The 16,370-nt window shown below is 74.9% G+C and carries 14 protein-coding genes; 6 read left to right on the top strand and 8 right to left on the bottom strand.

The annotated features are described in order from the left end of the window. Positions 1–26 precede the first annotated feature (26 nt). The gene (locus ACFQ8T_RS03850) at positions 27–1,616 is read right to left on the bottom strand and encodes a SpoIID/LytB domain-containing protein (RefSeq protein ID WP_430545242.1); all 1,590 of its coding nucleotides are present in this window, start codon (positions 1,614–1,616) and stop codon (positions 27–29) included. Between the two features lie 137 nt (positions 1,617–1,753). On the opposite strand from ACFQ8T_RS03850, the gene ACFQ8T_RS03845 reads away from it, so the two are divergent. Continuing rightward, on the top strand, positions 1,754–3,193 hold the full coding sequence (locus ACFQ8T_RS03845) for an FAD-binding oxidoreductase (protein WP_430545241.1): 1,440 nt from the start codon (positions 1,754–1,756) through the stop codon (positions 3,191–3,193). 96 nt (positions 3,194–3,289) lie between these two features. Here ACFQ8T_RS03845 and ACFQ8T_RS03840 read toward each other — a convergent pair whose 3' ends face one another. The 3 genes from ACFQ8T_RS03840 to ACFQ8T_RS03830 all read right to left on the bottom strand — a co-directional run bounded on the left by ACFQ8T_RS03840 (position 3,290) and on the right by ACFQ8T_RS03830 (position 6,939). Continuing rightward, positions 3,290–4,888, bottom strand: coding sequence for an RNA polymerase sigma factor (locus tag ACFQ8T_RS03840; protein WP_430545240.1), 1,599 nt, complete (start codon positions 4,886–4,888; stop codon positions 3,290–3,292). A 344-nt stretch (positions 4,889–5,232) separates the two neighbouring features. Then, entirely contained in the window at positions 5,233–5,589 is a 357-nt protein-coding gene (locus ACFQ8T_RS03835) for a universal stress protein (RefSeq protein ID WP_430545239.1), read from the bottom strand. A gap of 9 nt (positions 5,590–5,598) precedes the next feature. Next, on the bottom strand, positions 5,599–6,939 hold the full coding sequence (locus ACFQ8T_RS03830; protein ID WP_430545238.1) for a DUF4192 domain-containing protein: 1,341 nt from the start codon (positions 6,937–6,939) through the stop codon (positions 5,599–5,601). A 169-nt stretch (positions 6,940–7,108) separates the two neighbouring features. On the opposite strand from ACFQ8T_RS03830, the gene ACFQ8T_RS03825 reads away from it, so the two are divergent. Both ACFQ8T_RS03825 and ACFQ8T_RS03820 read left to right on the top strand, forming a co-directional pair. Then, positions 7,109–7,747, top strand: coding sequence for a hypothetical protein (locus ACFQ8T_RS03825; protein ID WP_430545237.1), 639 nt, complete (start codon positions 7,109–7,111; stop codon positions 7,745–7,747). A 74-nt stretch (positions 7,748–7,821) separates the two neighbouring features. Beyond that, positions 7,822–8,928: a polyprenyl synthetase family protein gene (locus tag ACFQ8T_RS03820; RefSeq protein ID WP_430545236.1), complete on the top strand. Its 1,107-nt coding sequence runs from the start codon at positions 7,822–7,824 to the stop codon at positions 8,926–8,928. Positions 8,929–8,976: 48 nt separating this feature from the next. On the opposite strand, the gene ACFQ8T_RS03815 is transcribed toward ACFQ8T_RS03820, so the two are convergent. Then, complete coding sequence (locus tag ACFQ8T_RS03815) at positions 8,977–9,408, bottom strand: Rv2175c family DNA-binding protein (RefSeq protein WP_430545235.1); 432 nt, start codon at positions 9,406–9,408, stop codon at positions 8,977–8,979. Positions 9,409–9,456: 48 nt separating this feature from the next. Here ACFQ8T_RS03815 and ACFQ8T_RS03810 point away from each other — a divergent pair, with 48 nt between their 5' ends. Next, positions 9,457–11,502, top strand: a complete 2,046-nt coding sequence (locus ACFQ8T_RS03810; protein ID WP_430545234.1) for a PASTA domain-containing protein — start codon at positions 9,457–9,459, stop codon at positions 11,500–11,502. Positions 11,503–11,505: 3 nt separating this feature from the next. Here the strand turns inward: ACFQ8T_RS03810 and ACFQ8T_RS03805 are convergent, their stop codons facing one another. Together ACFQ8T_RS03805 and ACFQ8T_RS03800 are read right to left on the bottom strand one after the other, a co-directional pair. Next, entirely contained in the window at positions 11,506–12,870 is a 1,365-nt protein-coding gene (locus ACFQ8T_RS03805) for a class II 3-deoxy-7-phosphoheptulonate synthase (protein ID WP_430545233.1), read from the bottom strand. 46 nt (positions 12,871–12,916) lie between these two features. Further along, on the bottom strand, positions 12,917–14,143 hold the full coding sequence (locus ACFQ8T_RS03800; protein ID WP_430545232.1) for a pyrophosphate--fructose-6-phosphate 1-phosphotransferase: 1,227 nt from the start codon (positions 14,141–14,143) through the stop codon (positions 12,917–12,919). Between the two features lie 169 nt (positions 14,144–14,312). On the opposite strand from ACFQ8T_RS03800, the gene ACFQ8T_RS03795 reads away from it, so the two are divergent. Continuing rightward, entirely contained in the window at positions 14,313–14,951 is a 639-nt protein-coding gene (locus tag ACFQ8T_RS03795) for a GNAT family N-acetyltransferase (RefSeq protein WP_430545231.1), read from the top strand. A gap of 4 nt (positions 14,952–14,955) precedes the next feature. Here the strand turns inward: ACFQ8T_RS03795 and ACFQ8T_RS03790 are convergent, their stop codons facing one another. Next, positions 14,956–15,675: a lysophospholipid acyltransferase family protein gene (locus tag ACFQ8T_RS03790; RefSeq protein WP_429763771.1), complete on the bottom strand. Its 720-nt coding sequence runs from the start codon at positions 15,673–15,675 to the stop codon at positions 14,956–14,958. Positions 15,676–15,791: 116 nt separating this feature from the next. Between ACFQ8T_RS03790 and ACFQ8T_RS03785 the strand changes: the two genes are divergently transcribed. Next, positions 15,792–16,340 carry a hypothetical protein gene (locus ACFQ8T_RS03785; protein ID WP_430545230.1) on the top strand — a complete coding sequence of 183 codons (549 nt, stop codon included), beginning with the start codon at positions 15,792–15,794 and terminating at the stop codon, positions 16,338–16,340. Positions 16,341–16,370: the final 30 nt, after the last annotated feature.

Here is a 16,370-nt window from a genome sequence, read left to right as displayed (position 1 = left end):
GCGACGACGGCCGAGGCCCGCGAGGATCAGCTGCTGCGGCCCGAGAACGAGCCGACCCACGCCCCCCGGACGCCGAGGGTGGTGCGCCACCCGTCCGCCGTCTTGGTCCGCGACACCTTCGTCCCCATGGCCGAGGTGGCCGTCAGCGTCTTGACCTGGCCGCTCGACCACCGCGACGTCACCGCGATCGAGCGCACCGACGCGAGGCCGAAGACCGACCGGGCCTTCGCCTGCGTGATCGAGTCGCTCCACGTCAGGTACGGGTTGCCGGGCGCCTTGGCCGAGTAGGTGTCGGCCACGTGCGCGAGGTAGGGCAGGGCCGTCGTCCCGAACACCTCCGTGTTGGTCGCCGTGCCGCGGCGCCCTCCTGCGCTGCCGGTCGACGCGAAGTACGGCGTCTCCGCGAACCCGCCCTCGGCGTCGCGCAGCACGGTCACCGTGCCGTCCTGCACCGTGTCGTCCACCGCCGCGACCCAGGCGCTCCCCCAGCTCCCGCCCTGCTTCTTCCAGCCGGTGTAGTGCTGCGAGCGGGTGTCGTCGTAGACATGACAGCCGCACGTGGACTTCAGGCCCTTCACCTTCTCGACGATCGCGTAGTTGCGCGCCGTGACCGCCTGCGCCTCCAGCGCCGCGGCACCGCGGTTGCTGCTCGCGCCCCAGCCCGACGGCATCTCGTCCAGCCCGTAGAGGTACTCGGTGTTGATGACCACCTGGTTGACGACGTTCGGGCGGTTCGACCGCTTCGTCACCACCAGCCGTCCGTTGCGGTAGGTCCCCTGGGCGCCGGCCACGGTCGCGACCGCCTTCGTCCCGGTGGGCTGGTAGTTCCGCGTGCCGGACCACTCGTAGGTCAGGCTGGAGCTCGCGGAGACGCTCTTCGTCGTCGTTCCGCCCTTCGTCACCTTGGCCGTGACCCCCGCGGACGCGACGCCGACGGTGACCTTCTCCGAGGCTCCGCCGCTCGCCACGACCACGCCCGCCGGGTCCTTGAGCCGCCAGGCGCCGGAACCGACCGCCAGCACCGTCGTGGTGCGGCTGTCCGACGGCGGTCCGAGCACCTGCACGTCCAGGGTGGTCCGGGGGTCGTTCGCCGTCGAGACGATGGTGCCCGGGTAGTAGTAGCCGAGGATCTGGGCCGCGGTACGGCCCGAGCGCGACTGCTCGTAGGCGCCCCACTGGGCCATCCCCGCGCCGTGCCCCGAGCCCGAGCCGGAGATCGCGAACCGCACCGGCACCACGAGCACCGTGACACCGCCGCTCGTCGCGTGGCTGGTCCTGAAGCGGTACGTCGTCGAGGCGGTGGGCTGCACCGTGGTCGACACGCGGCCCGTCGACCCGGTCCGCACGGTGCGGACCTTCACCCACGACGTCCCCTTCTTGCGCTGCAGCGTGACCGTCGCGCCCCGCACCGGCTTGCCGGACTTGAGGTAGCGGACCGTGAGGGACTTTCCGGTCGCCGCCGTCGTCGTCCCTCCGCCGGAGCCCGTCAGCGACCAGGTCGCCGCCTGCGCCGGAGGCGCCACGAGCACCGAAGCGAGCGACAGCGTCAGGGCGACGACGAGCGCGAGCAGGGCGACGACCCGGGGCCGCCCGGGGAGGGTCGTGGTCTGGAGCACGCGGACACCTTGCCACATCGGCCCAGGCCAGGGGAACGCCCCCCACAGTTCACCCGGGGGCCCGGGGCACCGACCGTCATCGCCGGCGCACGGGCGTCTCCCTCTTCTCGGCACCGTCCACCGAAGGAGAGTCCCCGATGTTCAGCTCAGCTCCCGCCGCCCCCGACCGCGACCTCGACGGGGCCGCCGCCCTCGCGGCACAGCTCGACCGCGCGCTCGACGGCACCACGGCACTGCCCGCCGACCCGGCCTACGAGGCCGCGCTCCCCGGCTTCAACCTCGCGCTCGCCCACCGGCCGGCGCTCGTCGTGCGGGCGGCCTCGCCCGAGGACGTCGTCGCGACCGTCCGCGCCGCCGCGGGCCACGGCTTCGGCGTCGGAGTCCGCTCCACGGGCCACAGCGCCGCCGCGACCGGCGCCGGCGACGTCCTGCTCGACGTGTCCGCCCTCGACGCCCTCGTCGTCGACCCCGTCGCCCGCACCGCGACCGTCGGGCCCGGCGTCCCCTGGCAGGCGGTGCTCACCGCCGGCGCGGCCCACGGGCTGGGCGGGCTCTGCGGCTCGTCGCCCCACGTCGGGGTGGTCGGCTACACGCTCGGCGGCGGGCTCGGCCCCCTGGCCCGCACCTTCGGCTTCGCCGCCGACCACGTCCGCGCGATCGACGTGGTCACCCCGGCCGGCGACCTCGTCACGGCGACGCCGACGCAGCACGACGAGCTCTTCTGGGCGCTGCGCGGTGGCGGCGGGGCGTTCGGCGTCGTCGTGGCGATGACGTTCGACCTCTTCCCCCTGGACACGGTCCGCGCGGGCACCCTCTGGTTCGACGTCGACGACGCGCCCGCCGTGCTGCACCGGTGGCGCGAGCACACGACGACGCTGGCCGACGACGTCTCGACGTCCGTCGCCCGCCTGAACCTGCCGCCCCTGCCCGACGTGCCCGAGCCGCTGCGCGGGCGCGCGGTGCTCGTGGTGCGCTACGTGCGGCACGGGCACCTCGCGGCGCCCGACCCCCTGGTCGACGACCTGAGGCAGGTCGCCGCGCCGATCCTCGACGCGGTCGGCGACCTGCCGTACGCGCAGATCGGGGCCGTGCACGCCGACCCGGACGACCCGATGCCGTTCGTCGAGCGTGGCGGGCTGCTGCGCGAGCTCACCGAGGACGCGGTCGACGCGTTCCTCGGGGCCGTGCCGCCCGACTCCCCCGTCCTCGCGGCCGAGATCCGGCTCCTCGGCGGCGCCGTGGCCGCGCCGCCCGCCGTGGCCAACGCCGTCGGCGGGCGCGACGCCGCCTGCACCCTGTTCACCGGGGCGCTCGGCAGCCCGGTCGGGCCGCCCGACGTCGCCGACCGTCTCCAGGCGGTCCACGACGCGCTGGCGCCGTGGACCACCGGCGGCTCGCTGCTCAACTTCGCCGGCCCGCGGGACGACGTCTCCGCCGCCCTGGTGCGCGAGGCGTACGGCCCGGCGACTTACGACCGGCTCCTGGCGCTGCGACGACGGCTCGACCCCACCGGCGTCCTCGCCCCGTCGTCGCGATGGTCCGTCGCCGCCGACATCGCCGCCGACGTCGCGCCCTGACCGGCCGGCCCACCGGGCGACGAGCCACGCGGACGCACGAGAGCCCCGGTACCGACGGGTACCGGGGCTCTCGAGACGACGTGCTCCTGAGGCGGATCAGTCCAGGTAGTCGCGCAGCACCTGGGACCGCGACGGGTGCCGCAGCTTCGACATCGTCTTGGACTCGATCTGGCGGATCCGCTCACGGGTGACCCCGTAGACCTTGCCGATCTCGTCCAGCGTCTTGGGCTGCCCGTCCTGCAGGCCGAAGCGCATGGAGACGACGCCCGCCTCGCGCTCCGACAGGGTGTCGAGCACCTGGTGCAGCTGCTCCTGGAGCAGCGTGAAGCTCACGGCGTCCGCCGGGACGACGGCCTCGGAGTCCTCGATGAGGTCACCGAACTCGCTGTCGCCGTCCTCGCCCAGCGGGGTGTGCAGCGAGATGGGCTCGCGGCCGTACTTCTGGACCTCGACCACCTTCTCGGGGGTCATGTCCAGCTCCTTGGCGAGCTCCTCCGGGGTGGGCTCGCGGCCCAGGTCCTGGAGCATCTGCCGCTGCACGCGGGCCAGCTTGTTGATGACCTCGACCATGTGCACCGGGATGCGGATGGTGCGGGCCTGGTCGGCCATGGCGCGGGTGATGGCCTGCCGGATCCACCAGGTGGCGTACGTCGAGAACTTGTAGCCCTTGGTGTAGTCGAACTTCTCGACGGCGCGGATCAGACCGAGGTTGCCCTCCTGGATCAGGTCCAGGAACAGCATGCCGCGGCCGGTGTAGCGCTTGGCGAGGGAGACGACGAGGCGCAGGTTCGCCTCGAGCAGGTGGTTCTTGGCGCGCTTGCCGTCGTGCGCGATCCACCGCAGGTCGCGGTACATCCGGCGCTCGTCGGCGCTCGCCTTCGTCTTGTCGTAGGCGGCGTAGTCCTTGGACAGGCGCTCCTCGGCGAACAGGCCGGCCTCGATGCGCTTCGCGAGCTCGACCTCCTGCTCGGCGTTCAGCAGCGCGACCTTGCCGATCTGCTTGAGGTAGTCCTTGACGGGGTCGGCGGTCGCGCCGGCCGTGACGACCTGCTGCGCGGGCTGGTCGTCGTCGTCGGTGTCCGAGACGACGAAGCCGGTCTCCTCGTCCTCGCCCTTGCCCTTGCCCTTGCCGGCCGCGGGCTTGGCACCCTTCGCGGCGGCCTCGTTCTCCTGCTCGTCGTCGACGTCGGTCACGTCCTCGAGCTCGACGTCCTCGACGTCCTCGGGGGCCGGCTCGTCCTTCGACGCCGCCTTGCGGCCACGCGTCGGCTTCGCACCCTTGGCCGCGGTCTTGGTCCCGGCGGCCTTGGTCGCGGGCTTCTTGGCGGACGTCGCCTCGGCCGGCTCGTCGTCCGTCGACGCGGCGGACTTCACGGCGGAGGTCGTCACGGTCGAGGTCTTCACCGCGCTCGCGGAGCGCGCCGCCGGCGCCTTCGCGCGCGTAGTGGTGCCCCGGCTCGAGCTGGCGGCGGCGACCTTGGTGGCCGTGGGCACACCGATCTCCACCCCGGCGGTCGCGAAGGCGCGCAGGACCGCCTTCAGACGCTTGGGGTCCGCCACCGCGGCGTTCTCGCAGGCAGCGCGGAAGCTCTCGGCGTCGACCCGGCCGTCGGCGGTGCCTCGGGCGAGCAGCCCCTGCAGGGCAGGGTGCTCGAACTCGCGGGGAAGTGCAGGGTTCTGCGCAGTGGACGCCACAAACCGACCTTTCGGCATTCGAGGGGACGGTGCACCGCCGTCAAGGCCTCCGACTCGGACTGTCGTGGCTCAGGCGGACACCTCTATTGTACCGGCGACATCCGCGACGGAAGGGCACCACGGGCTCCTGCGCCCAGTCCCGTACCCACGTCGTCCGTTCCCCGGTGCTGGCTCAACGTCCGGGGAGTCGCGAAGATTCCCGACGGCACGGGCGGAACGGCGGGCGAAACCCGGGGCGACACGGTGGGCCCGGGCCTCGCACGCCTGCACGCCGGACCGCCCGAGGACGGTCGCGAGCGTCACATCGCACGACACCTGGTCCGCGCGAGTCGTCGCGCGTGTCGTCACGGCTTCACCGCCAGGACCGGACAGGGCGCCTCGAGGAGGATGCGCTGCGCGCCGGACCCGAGGATCAGCTTCCCCACCGGGCTGCGTCGTCGGAGACCCACGACGATGAGCTCGGCGGCCGCCTCCTGCGCCGTGCGCACGAGATCCTCGGCGAGGTCACCCGTGCCGCCCACCACCGAGTAGGCGAGCCCCGAGGAGGCGAGGTCGTCCTCGACCGCCTGTCTCTCGGGCCCGCCGTCGTCCCGGGTGACGACGACCGTGAGCGGGACGGACCGCTCCTGCGCCTCGCGCTTCGCTGCGGCGAGTGCCGCCTGTCCCTCGGCCGTGCTCAGGAGTCCGACGACGATCGCCATGGGGGCACGCTACCCGACCGTCGGCCCGGCCACATCGGTCGCCCCGGCGCGAGCACCGGCAGCCGGCGCTCGCGCCGCGCTCACCCAACCGGGCGGGACCGCCGCCTCCAGCACTCCGGCCACGAGCGCGGCCAGTCGGTAGGTCGGGTCCTGCCTCGCGGACTCGCGCACGCGCCGGACCGCGAGCCACCCGTCGCCCCGCCACCAGGCCAGGAAGCCGAGCAGCGCGAGGGGCGGCGCGTGCCACCGCCGCGGCGCACCACCCACCAGCTGCTCCAGCACGAGCCGGGCCGCGTCGGCGGTCGCGCCGTCGGGCGGCACCCCGACCCGCGGGTCCACCACCCGGGCGATCGCGCGGGCCGTGCCCGACTCCACGTCACGCGGGACGTCGACGTCCCCGCCCGCCCGGACCGTCCGGTCCGCCGCCTCTCGCGCGCCCGGCACCAGGGACAGCAGCACGGCGTCGCGGACCCGCACGTCCGCGAGCGCCACCGCCAGGCGGCCGAGGCGTGCCGGGGGCAGCTCGACGTCGCCGGCCGGGCAGGTGCGCAGCTCAGCGGCCGCCTGTCGCACCAGGTCGCACCAGACGCCGTAGGCCTCGGTGCGCCAGCGACCCAGCCCGTCAGGTGCCGCCTCACGGGGCGTCGCACGGGGCGTCGCGCGGGACGTCTCACGAGGCGCCGCACTGATGGCATCACCCGCCGCCGCGCGCGCCCGCTCCGCACGTCCCGCCGCCTTGGCGACCCGGTCACGCACGCCCGCCGGCAGCGCCCGCACCCGGTACGCCTCCTGCTCCGAGCGGGCGATCGCCCGCCCGGCGACCACGAACGCCGCCCCCACCTCGCCGTGCTCGAGCTCGCTCGTGGGACGCCCTCCCGCCGGGCAGCAGGCGGGGTCCGTGCAGTCGAGGCCGCGATAGCCGTCCGGGCCGACGAGCCAGGTCTCCACGTCGACCGTCGGGCCCAGGGACTGCTCCAGCGCCCCGACCGCGGCCGTCTCCCACGCCCGGACCCGGTCCGGCGGTGACGCGGTGTAGAGCACGACGAGCGCCAGGCGGGCCCCGACCCGCGCGGCCGCCCGGGCGACGACGGCCGCGCTTCCCGTCGTCCCGGCGCCCACCTCGTCACCGGGGTCGCCGGCGGGTCCGTCGAGGTCGGCCAGGCCGGTCCGTGCGACGAGGCCGACCCGGCCCTCGTCGGTGACCGCGACGACGACCACGCACTCCCGCGGGCGGAACCCCAGCAGGTACGGCACGGCCGCGAGCAGGTCGCGGGACGAGCGGAGCACGAGCGGGGTGTCGAAGGCGATGCCGGGCTCCCCGTTGCGGTCGGTGGCGTATGCGGCGTCCATGGGTCCGATCCCAGGGCACGGCCCCGGGTCCCGGCGCCGCGGGCCGCCCCTCTGTGGACGACGCCGCGCTGGGGGCAGGCTCCGCGGCCTGCGCCGCCGCGCGACGTCCGCGGCGTCCGCTCGTCCCGGACGTGCGAGCGGGGTGCCGCGGGCCGCTACGGTAGGCGCCGTGCCCTCGCTCCCCCGCCCCCCGCGCCGCCGCGCCCGGTCGCGTCGCGCGTCCGCGGCCGGGGCGCGCGGCGTCGGTGCCGTGGCGCTCACCGCGCTCCTCGCGCTGTCCGGCTGCGGTCTGCTCGGCGACGGCGGGTCCCCGGACGACGACGTCTCCGCGACCGGCGAGAACGGGTCCGGCGTCGGCGTGCGTGGCACCACCGAGGCCCCCACCGCGGAGCCGGGGACGGGCGACGCGTCCGCCCTGCCGACGTTCGACCCCGACACGACGGTCGGCGGGTACGCCGACGGCTTCCCCGAGAAGCTGCTCGGGGCGCCCGAGGACGCGACGGTGCTCGCCAGCTCTGCCACCCCGGGCGAGGGCGGCCTCACCGACGTCACCCTCAACCTCGCCACGCAGCGCGGCACGCAGGACGTCATCGACCAGCTCGCCAAGCGGCTCCGCAAGGCCGGCTTCGAGGAGTCCGGCACGTCGAGCCTCTCCGGCCTCACCGCGCAGACGGTGTTCGGCCGAGAGAGCACGCCCCGGGGCAAGAAGAAGGACGCCGGCCCGGTCGTGGAGTCCGTCACCCTCGGCGTGCTCGACGACGGCGAGCGCCGCCTCGTGACGGTCAGCGGCTCCGTCGTCGTCGGCTGACGGATCTGCTGGCTGATCTGCTGAACGGCCCCGCCCCCGTCGGGACCTCCCGGCCGGGCGCATAGGCTGTCGGCATGCCCACCGCCGCGTCGCTGGTCGACCTCGAGAACCTCCGCACCGACGTCGACACCAGGGTCGAGGAGCACCTCGACGCCCTCGCCCGGGAGGTCGCCTCCATCGGCGACGCGGCGACCGCGCTGACCGACCAGGCGGCCGTGCTGCTCCGCGGGGGCAAGCGCCTGCGGGCAGCGTTCTGCTACTGGTCCTACCGGGCCCACGGCGGCGCCCCGGTCGGTCCCGAGCGGGACGCGGTGGTGCGGGCCGGGGCGGCGCTCGAGCTGTTCCAGGCCGCCGCCCTGCTGCACGACGACGTCATGGACGCCTCGGACACGCGGCGTGGCGAGCCCACCGCCCACCGCGCCTTCGAGGCGCGGCACGCCGCGGCCGGCTGGGCGGGATCGGCAGAGCGGTTCGGCACGTCCGCCGCGATCCTGCTCGGCGACCTGTGCCTCGTCGCGTGCCAGCGCGAGATCGCGGCCGCGGTCGCCGACCTGCCCACGGAGCGCGCGGCCGCGGCCCGCGCGCTGTTCGACGCCATGCAGACCGAGGTCGTCGTGGGCCAGTACCTCGACGTCCTCGTCCAGGCCGAGCCGTGGGGCCTGGACCCCGCGGCCGACGAGGAGCGCGCCCGGGACGTCCTGCGCGCCAAGTCGGCGCGCTACTCGGTCGAGCGCCCGCTCGTGCTCGGCGCGGTCCTCGCGGGGGCGTCGCCCGCGCACGTGGCCGCCGTCTCGGACGCCGGGCTGCCGCTCGGGGAGGCGTTCCAGCTCCGCGACGACGTGCTGGGCGTGTTCGGCGACCCGTCGGTGACGGGCAAGCCCGCCGGCGACGACCTGCGCGAGGGCAAGCGCACCGTGCTGGTGGCCCGCACGCTGGCGACCGCGGGCGCGGGCGACCGCGACCTCGTCGTCGCGCGCCTCGGCGACCCCGACCTGGACGGCGCCACCGTCGAGCGGCTGCGCGGGGTCATCGCCGGCTCGGGGGCGCTCGACGGCGTCGAGGCCCTCATCGACACGCTCGCGGACGGCGCCCTGGACGCGCTGTCCGCGGCCGGGCTCGCCGAGCCCGGCCGCGAGGTCCTCCTGGACCTGGCGCGGGCCGCCGTCGACCGGGCGGCCTGACCCTCCGACCGTCCCTCCGACGGTCCCTCCGACCGCAGGGACCGGGCGTCAGAGCAGCGCCTGGGCCACCCGACGCACCTCGGCACGACGGCCGGCGCGCAGCTCCCCGATCGGGGTGGCGCCGATCGACGGCTCGGTCTCGAACAGCCAGCGCAGGATGGCGGCGTCGTCCAGCCCGACGTCCGAGAGCACCAGCACGGTGCCGCGCAGCGTGTGCAGCACGTGGGGCGCCCCGTCGTCGGTCACGAGGAATGCGGCGGGCACCTGGAACGTGTTGCGGTCGCCCCGCTTGACCCCGACGAGGGTCCGCTCCGAGACCAGCCCGCGCACCTTGGACACCTGGGTCCCGAGGACCTCCGCCACGTCGGGCAGGGTGAGCCACTCGTCCACGAGGGACTCCAGGGCGGCGCGGTCGTCGGTGCGGTCGTCGGTGCTGTCGGGGACGGGGGCGCCGGGCTCCGGCGCGGTGGTGTCGCTCACCGGGCCAGCCTACGGGCCTGCCGAACCGGGCGCCCCTACACTCGTCGCGTGGCCATCACGACGACCGACCCGATGCTCGGCCGCCTGGTCGACGGGCGGTACGAGATCGTCGCGCGCGTCGCCCGAGGGGGCATGGCCACCGTGTACCGGGCCACCGACCGGCGGCTCGACCGTGAGGTCGCCGTCAAGGTGATGCACCCGCACCTCGCGGACGGGGTGGACGGCGCCGCCTTCGTGTCCCGCTTCCGCCGCGAGGCTCGCGCCGCCGCCCGGCTCACCCATCCCGGCGTCGTGGCGGTCTACGACCAGGGCGTCGACGGCGACACCAGCTATCTCGCGATGGAGTACGTGCCGGGCACCAACCTGCGTCGCGAGCTGCACACGTCCGGCGCCCTCACCCTGGGCCGAGCGCTCGACGTCGTGGCGCAGGTCCTCGCGGCCCTCGCCGCGGCGCACCGCAAGGGCCTCGTCCACCGGGACGTCAAGCCGGAGAACGTGCTCGTCGTCGGCGACGACGCCGTCCCTGGCGGCACCGCCCAGGACGACGCGCCCGGCGGCACCCCGCCGGGGACGCGGGTCAAGGTCGCCGACTTCGGCCTCGCCCGCGCGGTCACCGAGGTGACCACCACCGCCACCGGCACCGTCCTGGGCACGGTCGCGTACCTGGCCCCCGAGGTGATCACCAGCGGCACCTGCGACGCCCGCACCGACGTCTACGCGGTCGGGGTGCTCGCGTACGAGCTCGTCACCGGCACCCTGCCGTATGCGGGCGAGACGCCGATCCAGGTCGCCTTCCACCACGTGCACGAGGACCTCCCTGCACCGTCCGCGCTCGTGGACTGGCTGCCAGCCGAGGTCGACGCGCTCGTCGCGTCCTTCGCGGCCCGGGACGCCGGCCAGCGCCCGCCGGACGCGGGTGCCGCCCTCGCGGCCGTCGAGGCGCTGCGCTCGTCGCTCGACGCCGACGTGCTCGCGCGCCGCGCGGAGCGGCCCGCCGACGGCCCCTCCGACGCCGACGGCCCGAGCGCCTCGAGCGGGACCGGCGGCGCGCCGCCCGACCACGAGGACGACGGGCGCACGGGGACGGACGCGGTCGACGAGATCCCGACGGCGTTCTTCCAGGAGGTGTCGGCGAGCGCGCCGGCACAGCCCACGGACCGGCTCGTCGAGCAGCCCACCGAGGCGTACCGGCGCCCCTCCCGCCGTCGCCGCGCGGTCGCGTGGACCCTCACCCTGGTGCTCGTGCTGGCCGGCGGCGGGCTGGGCACCTGGTGGTGGTTCGCGGACGGCCCCGGGGCGTGGACCTCGGTGCCGACCGGCGTCGCCGGAGTCGCTGCCGACGACGCCCGCGCCGTCCTCGAGGACGCCGGGCTCGGCACGACGACGAGCCGCGCCTTCGACGACGACGTCCCGGAGGGCTCGGTCGTGACGAGCGTGCCCGCGCCCGGCGACCGGGTGCGCACCGACGGCTCCGTGGAGCTGGTCGTGTCCCGCGGCGTGCAGATGCTCACGGTGCCCGACGACCTGGTCGGCGCCGGCGACAAGGACGCCACCGCGGCGCTGGAGGACGCCGGCTTCACGGTCGGCGACCCCGCCCGGTCGTACGACGACGAGGCCCCCCGGGGCCAGGTGCTCGACATGTCGGTGGACGAGGGGTCGCGCCAGCGCCACGACACCGTCGTGACGCTCACCGTCTCCGACGGCCCCGCCCCCGTGCAGGTGCCGCAGGAGGTGGGCAAGGAGAAGGACGCTGCCGTTTCCGACCTCGAGGGCCTGGGGCTCGTCGTCGAGCTGGCCGACCCGGAGTACTCCGAGGACGTCCCGAAGGGGCACGTGCTGGCGCAGGACCCGAAGGAGGGGGCCACCGCGCACCGCACCGACACGGTGACCCTGACGATCTCGCAGGGGCCGCCCCTGGTCGAGGTGCCGAACGTGGTGGGCAAGCACACCGAGCCTGCCCGCAAGGCGCTGGAGAAGGCCGGCTTCGTGGTCAAGGAGAACACCTACCTCGGCGGCATCCTGGACACCGTCCGGTTCCAGGACCCCACCGGCAAGGCGCCGAAGGGCAGCACGGTGACCGTCACCGTCTGGTGAGCGTCACCAGCTCGTCAGCATCTCCGCGACGCGGAACGCCATCTCGAGCGACTGCTGGTGGTTGAGGCGCGGGTCGACCAGCGTCTCGTACCGCAGCGCCAGCCCGGCGTCGTCGATCTCCTCGCTGCCGCCCAGCACCTCGGTGACGTCGTCGCCCGTGAGCTCCATGTGCAGCCCGCCGGGCACGGTGCCGAGGGCGCGGTGCACCTCGAAGAAGCCCGTGACCTCGTCCAGCACGTCGGTGAACCGGCGCGTCTTGTAGCCGCTGTCGGAGGTGATCGTGTTGCCGTGCATCGGGTCGGTCACCCAGGTGACGGCCACGCCCGCGGCGGTGACCTTCTCGACGACCTCGGGCAGCACGTCGCGCACCTTTGCCGCGCCCATCCGGGTGACGAACGTGAGCCGGCCGGGGGTGTTGCCCGGGTTGAGCCGCGCCGCCAGCGCCAGGGCGTCGTCGGCCGACGTCGTCGGGCCGAGCTTGACCCCGACGGGGTTGGCGACACGGGACAGGAACTCCACGTGCGCGCCGTCGAGCTGGCGGGTGCGCTCGCCGATCCACAGGAAGTGGGCCGAGGTCGCGTAGGCCTCGCCGGTCCGGGCGTCGACCCGGGTCAGCGCCCGCTCGTAGTCGAGGATGAGCGCCTCGTGGCTGAGGTAGAACTCCACCGAGCGCAGGGCGTCGAAGTCCGCCCCGCAGGCCTCCATGAAGCGGATGGCGCGGTCGATCTCCGCCGCGGTGCGCTCGTACCGCGCGTAGGCGGGGTTGCGCATGAACCCGCGGTTCCACTCGTGCACCCGGCGCAGGTCGGCGTGGCCGCCCTGGGTGAAGGCCCGCACGACGTTCGCCGTCGCCGACGAGATCCGGTACGCCTGCTCGAGGCGCACCGGGTCGGGCGTGCGCGACTCCGGGGTGAACTCGTGCCCGTTGACCATGTCGCCGCGGTAGGCGGGCAGCGTCACGCCGTCGCGGGTCTCGAGGTCGGACGACCGCGGCTTGGCGTACTGCCCCGCGAGCCGCCCCATCTTCACCACGGGCGTGCTCGCGCCGTGGGTGAGCACCACCGCCATCTGCAGGATGGTGCGCATCTTGTTGCGGATGCGGGTCGCGTTCGCGTCCGCGAACGTCTCCGCGCAGTCCCCGCCCTGCAGCAGGAACGCCTCGCCGCGGCCTGCCGCGGCGAGACGTTCCGTGAGCAGCCGGGCCTCGGCCGGCACCACGAGGGGCGCCGCCTGGGAGAGCCGCCCCGCCACCGCCGCGAGCGCCTCGGCGTCCGGCCACACGGGCTGCTGGCGCGCCTCGAGGGTCCGGAACCGGTCCAGGCCCTCGGGATCGCTCCCGGGCACCACGGTGTCGACGGCGGTGGTCATGCGGGCTGCTCCTGCCTCTGGCTCGGTGGTCGGCGGGTCGCCGTCGTCAGTGCGCGGCGGGCTTCGCGGGCACCAGCGGCTGGCCGATGCCCTCGAGGATCTCGCCGAACCACGGCTGGCTGACGTCGAACGCCTTGCCGCCGGCGATGCGCGGGAACGCGATCGCCTTGAGGCGGTCGCCGTCCTCCTCGTCGTGGCCGATGACGCCGGCCTCGCCGCGCAGCGCGCACTCGACGGCGAGGTCCGTCATCGACTTGATGAGGCGCAGGTCCTCGGCGTTCGCGGCCGCGGCGCGCGAGTAGTAGCCCGACTTCTGGACCATGACCTTCTCGGCGCCCAGCTTCTCCGCGAACTGCTTCGCGAACCACTGGCCGGGGTTGATGGTGTCGAGCTTGACGTGCCCGAACGGGTCGCGCGGCACCTCCTCGCCGGCGGCCTCGAGCTGCTGCACGATCTCGTTCATCCCCGCGCCCTCGGACAGGAAGATGTTGACGTTGCCGATCTCGTCCATGACGGCACGCAGGCGCGCCGCCTCGGCGTCGATGTCGATCTCCAGCTCGGGCAGGAAGACGGCGTGCACGTCCCAGCGCTCGCGCGTCAGGCCGAGGGCCGGGGCCCACTCCTGGGCGTCGAGCCACGAGCGGTACTCCTTCGCGGCGGCCGCCGTGAGCCAGCCGCAGTGCCGGCCCATGACCTCGTGCACGATGAGCATGCGCGGGCCCGAGCGGTGCTCGCCGATGACGTTCGCGGCGAAGCCCGCGGCCTCCTCGGCGGCGGTCCAGGCGCCGAGGGACTGCTTGATCGGCACCACGTCGTTGTCGATCGTCTTGGGCAGGCCCACGACGGTGAGCTCGTAGCCGTTGTCGTGCAGGTACGCGGCGAGGTCGGCGGCCGTGGTGTTCGTGTCGTCGCCACCGATGGTGTGCAGCACGTCCACGCCGTCGGCCTTGAGCTGCTCGGCCGCGACCTCCAGCGGGTTCTGGCCCTCCTGCACGAGGCCCCGCTTGACGCAGTCCGCGGCGTTGGTCAGCTTGACGCGCGAGTTGCCGATGGGCGAGCCGCCGAAGCGGTGCAGGATGCCGGCCTGCTTGCGGCCCTCCTCGTCGACCACGATCTTCGTGCCCGTGAGGAGCCCGTGGTAGCCGTACTGGTAGGCGATGATCTCGATCGACGGGTCGAGCTCCGTGTAGCGCTCGATGAGGCCGCCGACGGCGGAGGACAGGCAGGGCGCGAAGCCGCCGGCGGTCAGGAGAGCCACGCGACGAACCGACATGACAGGGGCTACCTCTCGGTGGGGGACGAACAGCGACTCCATCCTAGGAGCACCTCCCCGTGCCGGTCCCGGCCGTCCGCCGGGCGAACGCGCCGTGCGCGGCGACGCCCGGCCGTGCGATGATGTCGGGCGAGCCTCCCCGCCGTCCGGCGCCGGGAGGCTCTTGCGTATGACGACTCCTGCGCCCCTCCCCGGCCCGTCCGCCCACCGCCCGCCCGCCCACCTCGAGGGCGCGCCGGTCCGGGTCCGCCGCGCCACGACGGAGGACCGCGCGGTCCTCGAACGGCTGTGGCTCCTCTTCCGCCACGACATGTCCGCCGTCTCGGGCGAGCTGCCGGGCCCCGACGGCCGGTTCCGCGACGACCGCCTCCGCGCTGCTCTCGACGAGATCGACCGTGACGTGCGGGCGGACGGGGGCGGGACGGGCCGTCGTGCCGCGACCTGGCGGGGCTACCTGGCCGTGCTCCCCGACGGGGCACCGGGCCGCTCGGGCGAGCGGCCGGTGGCGTTCGCCCTGGTCCGGGGCCTCGACGCGCCGACCCGCGTGCTGTCGGCGTTCTTCGTCGCGCGCGCCGCGCGGCAGCGCGGCGTCGGGCGGGACGTCGCGGCGGCGGTGCTGCGCGACGTGCCGGGCCCGTGGGAGATCGCGTACCAGGACGCCAACGCCGGCGCCGCGGCGTTCTGGCCGCGCGTCGCGACCGAGGTCGCGGGCGACGGCTGGTCGGTCACGCACCGTCCGGTGCCCGGCCGGCCCGAGGTGCCGCCGGACGCCTGGCTGAGCCTCGTCGTGGGCCAGGTGCCCGGGTAGCCGGTCAGGATCCGGCGGCGGGCTCCTCCGGCGGCTGCTGCTGGGCCGCCGCGAGGCGCGCCTTCATCGTGGCCGCGTAGACGTCGACGTACTCCTGCTCGGACAGCCGCAGGATGGCGTACATGATCTCGTCGGTCACGGAGCGCAGCACGAACCGGTCGCCCTCCATCCCGCGGTAGCGGCTGAAGTCGAGGGGCTCGCCGAAGACCATGCCGATCGGCATCGGCTTCGGGACCGAGCGACCGAGCGGCTGCGCGACGTCGGTGCCCACCATCGCGACGGGGATCACGGGGGCGCCGGACTCCAGCGCCAGGCGGGCGACGCCGGTCTTGCCGCGGTACAGCCGCCCGTCGGGGCTGCGCGTGCCCTCGGGGTAGATGCCGAACAGGTCGCCGTCGTCCAGCACCCGCAGCCCCGTGTTGAGCGCGGCCTCGCTGGCCTTCCCGCCCGAGCGGTCCACCGGGATCGTCCCGACCCCGCGCATGAAGCCGGCCACGAGGCGCCCGCGGACGCCGCCGCCGGTGAAGTAGTCCGACTTGCCCAGGAACTGGACCTGACGGTCGAGGACGAGCGGCAGCACGAACGAGTCGATGACGGCGAGGTGGTTGCTCGCGAGGATCGCCGGACCGGAGGTCGGGACGTTCTCGACGCCCTTCGTCCAGGGGCGGAACGCCAGCCGGAGCCACGGCCCCACCAGCACGTTCTTCATCACCCAGTAGAACAACTGTCCTCCTCGCCCAGTCTCGGCAGCCCCCGGTCAGCGGACCGCCGTCGACGGGCCGTGGCGCCGGCGGGCGGACCGTCGACGCGTTGCTTCGCCCACGACAATAGAGTGAACCCATGCCCGCACCGAACCCGGACGCCGAACCGGACCTGCCGGACGACGACCTGCCCGACGACGCCGTCGAGGCGCGCTGGGCCGACATCGTCGCCCAGCTCGGGCCGCTCGACGAGCCCACCGACGCCGACCGGGCGGACGAGCCTGCGGGCGGCACCTCGGACGACACGACGAGCGACCCCGCGGCTGACGTGCGCGGCGAGGACACCGCGCCGCCGCCCGGTCGGGTGGTGAGCCCCGGTCCCCGCGACTGGCCCGTCACGCCCGAGATCGAGGATCTCGAAGAGACGGAGTCTCACTTCACGCCGCCGGAGCCGGAGCCGGTGCTCTCCCGCGACCCGCTCCTCACCCTCGCGTGGGCCGTCGTCGTCGGGGTGCCGGTGCTCGTCGTGCTCGGCGTCGTCCTGCGCGCTGCCGTCCCGGCCCTGCGCATCCCGGGATGGTCCGGCCCTGTCGCCGGCGTCCTGTTCCTCGTCGCGCTGGGCATCCTCCTCTGGCGGATGCCGCACCGCCGCGACCCGGACGACCACAGCACGGGCGCCGTCGTCTGACCGGCCCGTGCGGGGCCAGGCCGGGCGACG

Origin of the sequence: Isoptericola sp. NPDC056618 (assembly GCF_042792715.1) — a bacterium.
GTDB classification, from domain to species: domain Bacteria; phylum Actinomycetota; class Actinomycetes; order Actinomycetales; family Cellulomonadaceae; genus Isoptericola; species Isoptericola nanjingensis.
The sequence above is the reverse complement of the archived record's forward strand: the minus strand, read 5'-3'. Positions and strand labels throughout refer to the sequence as shown.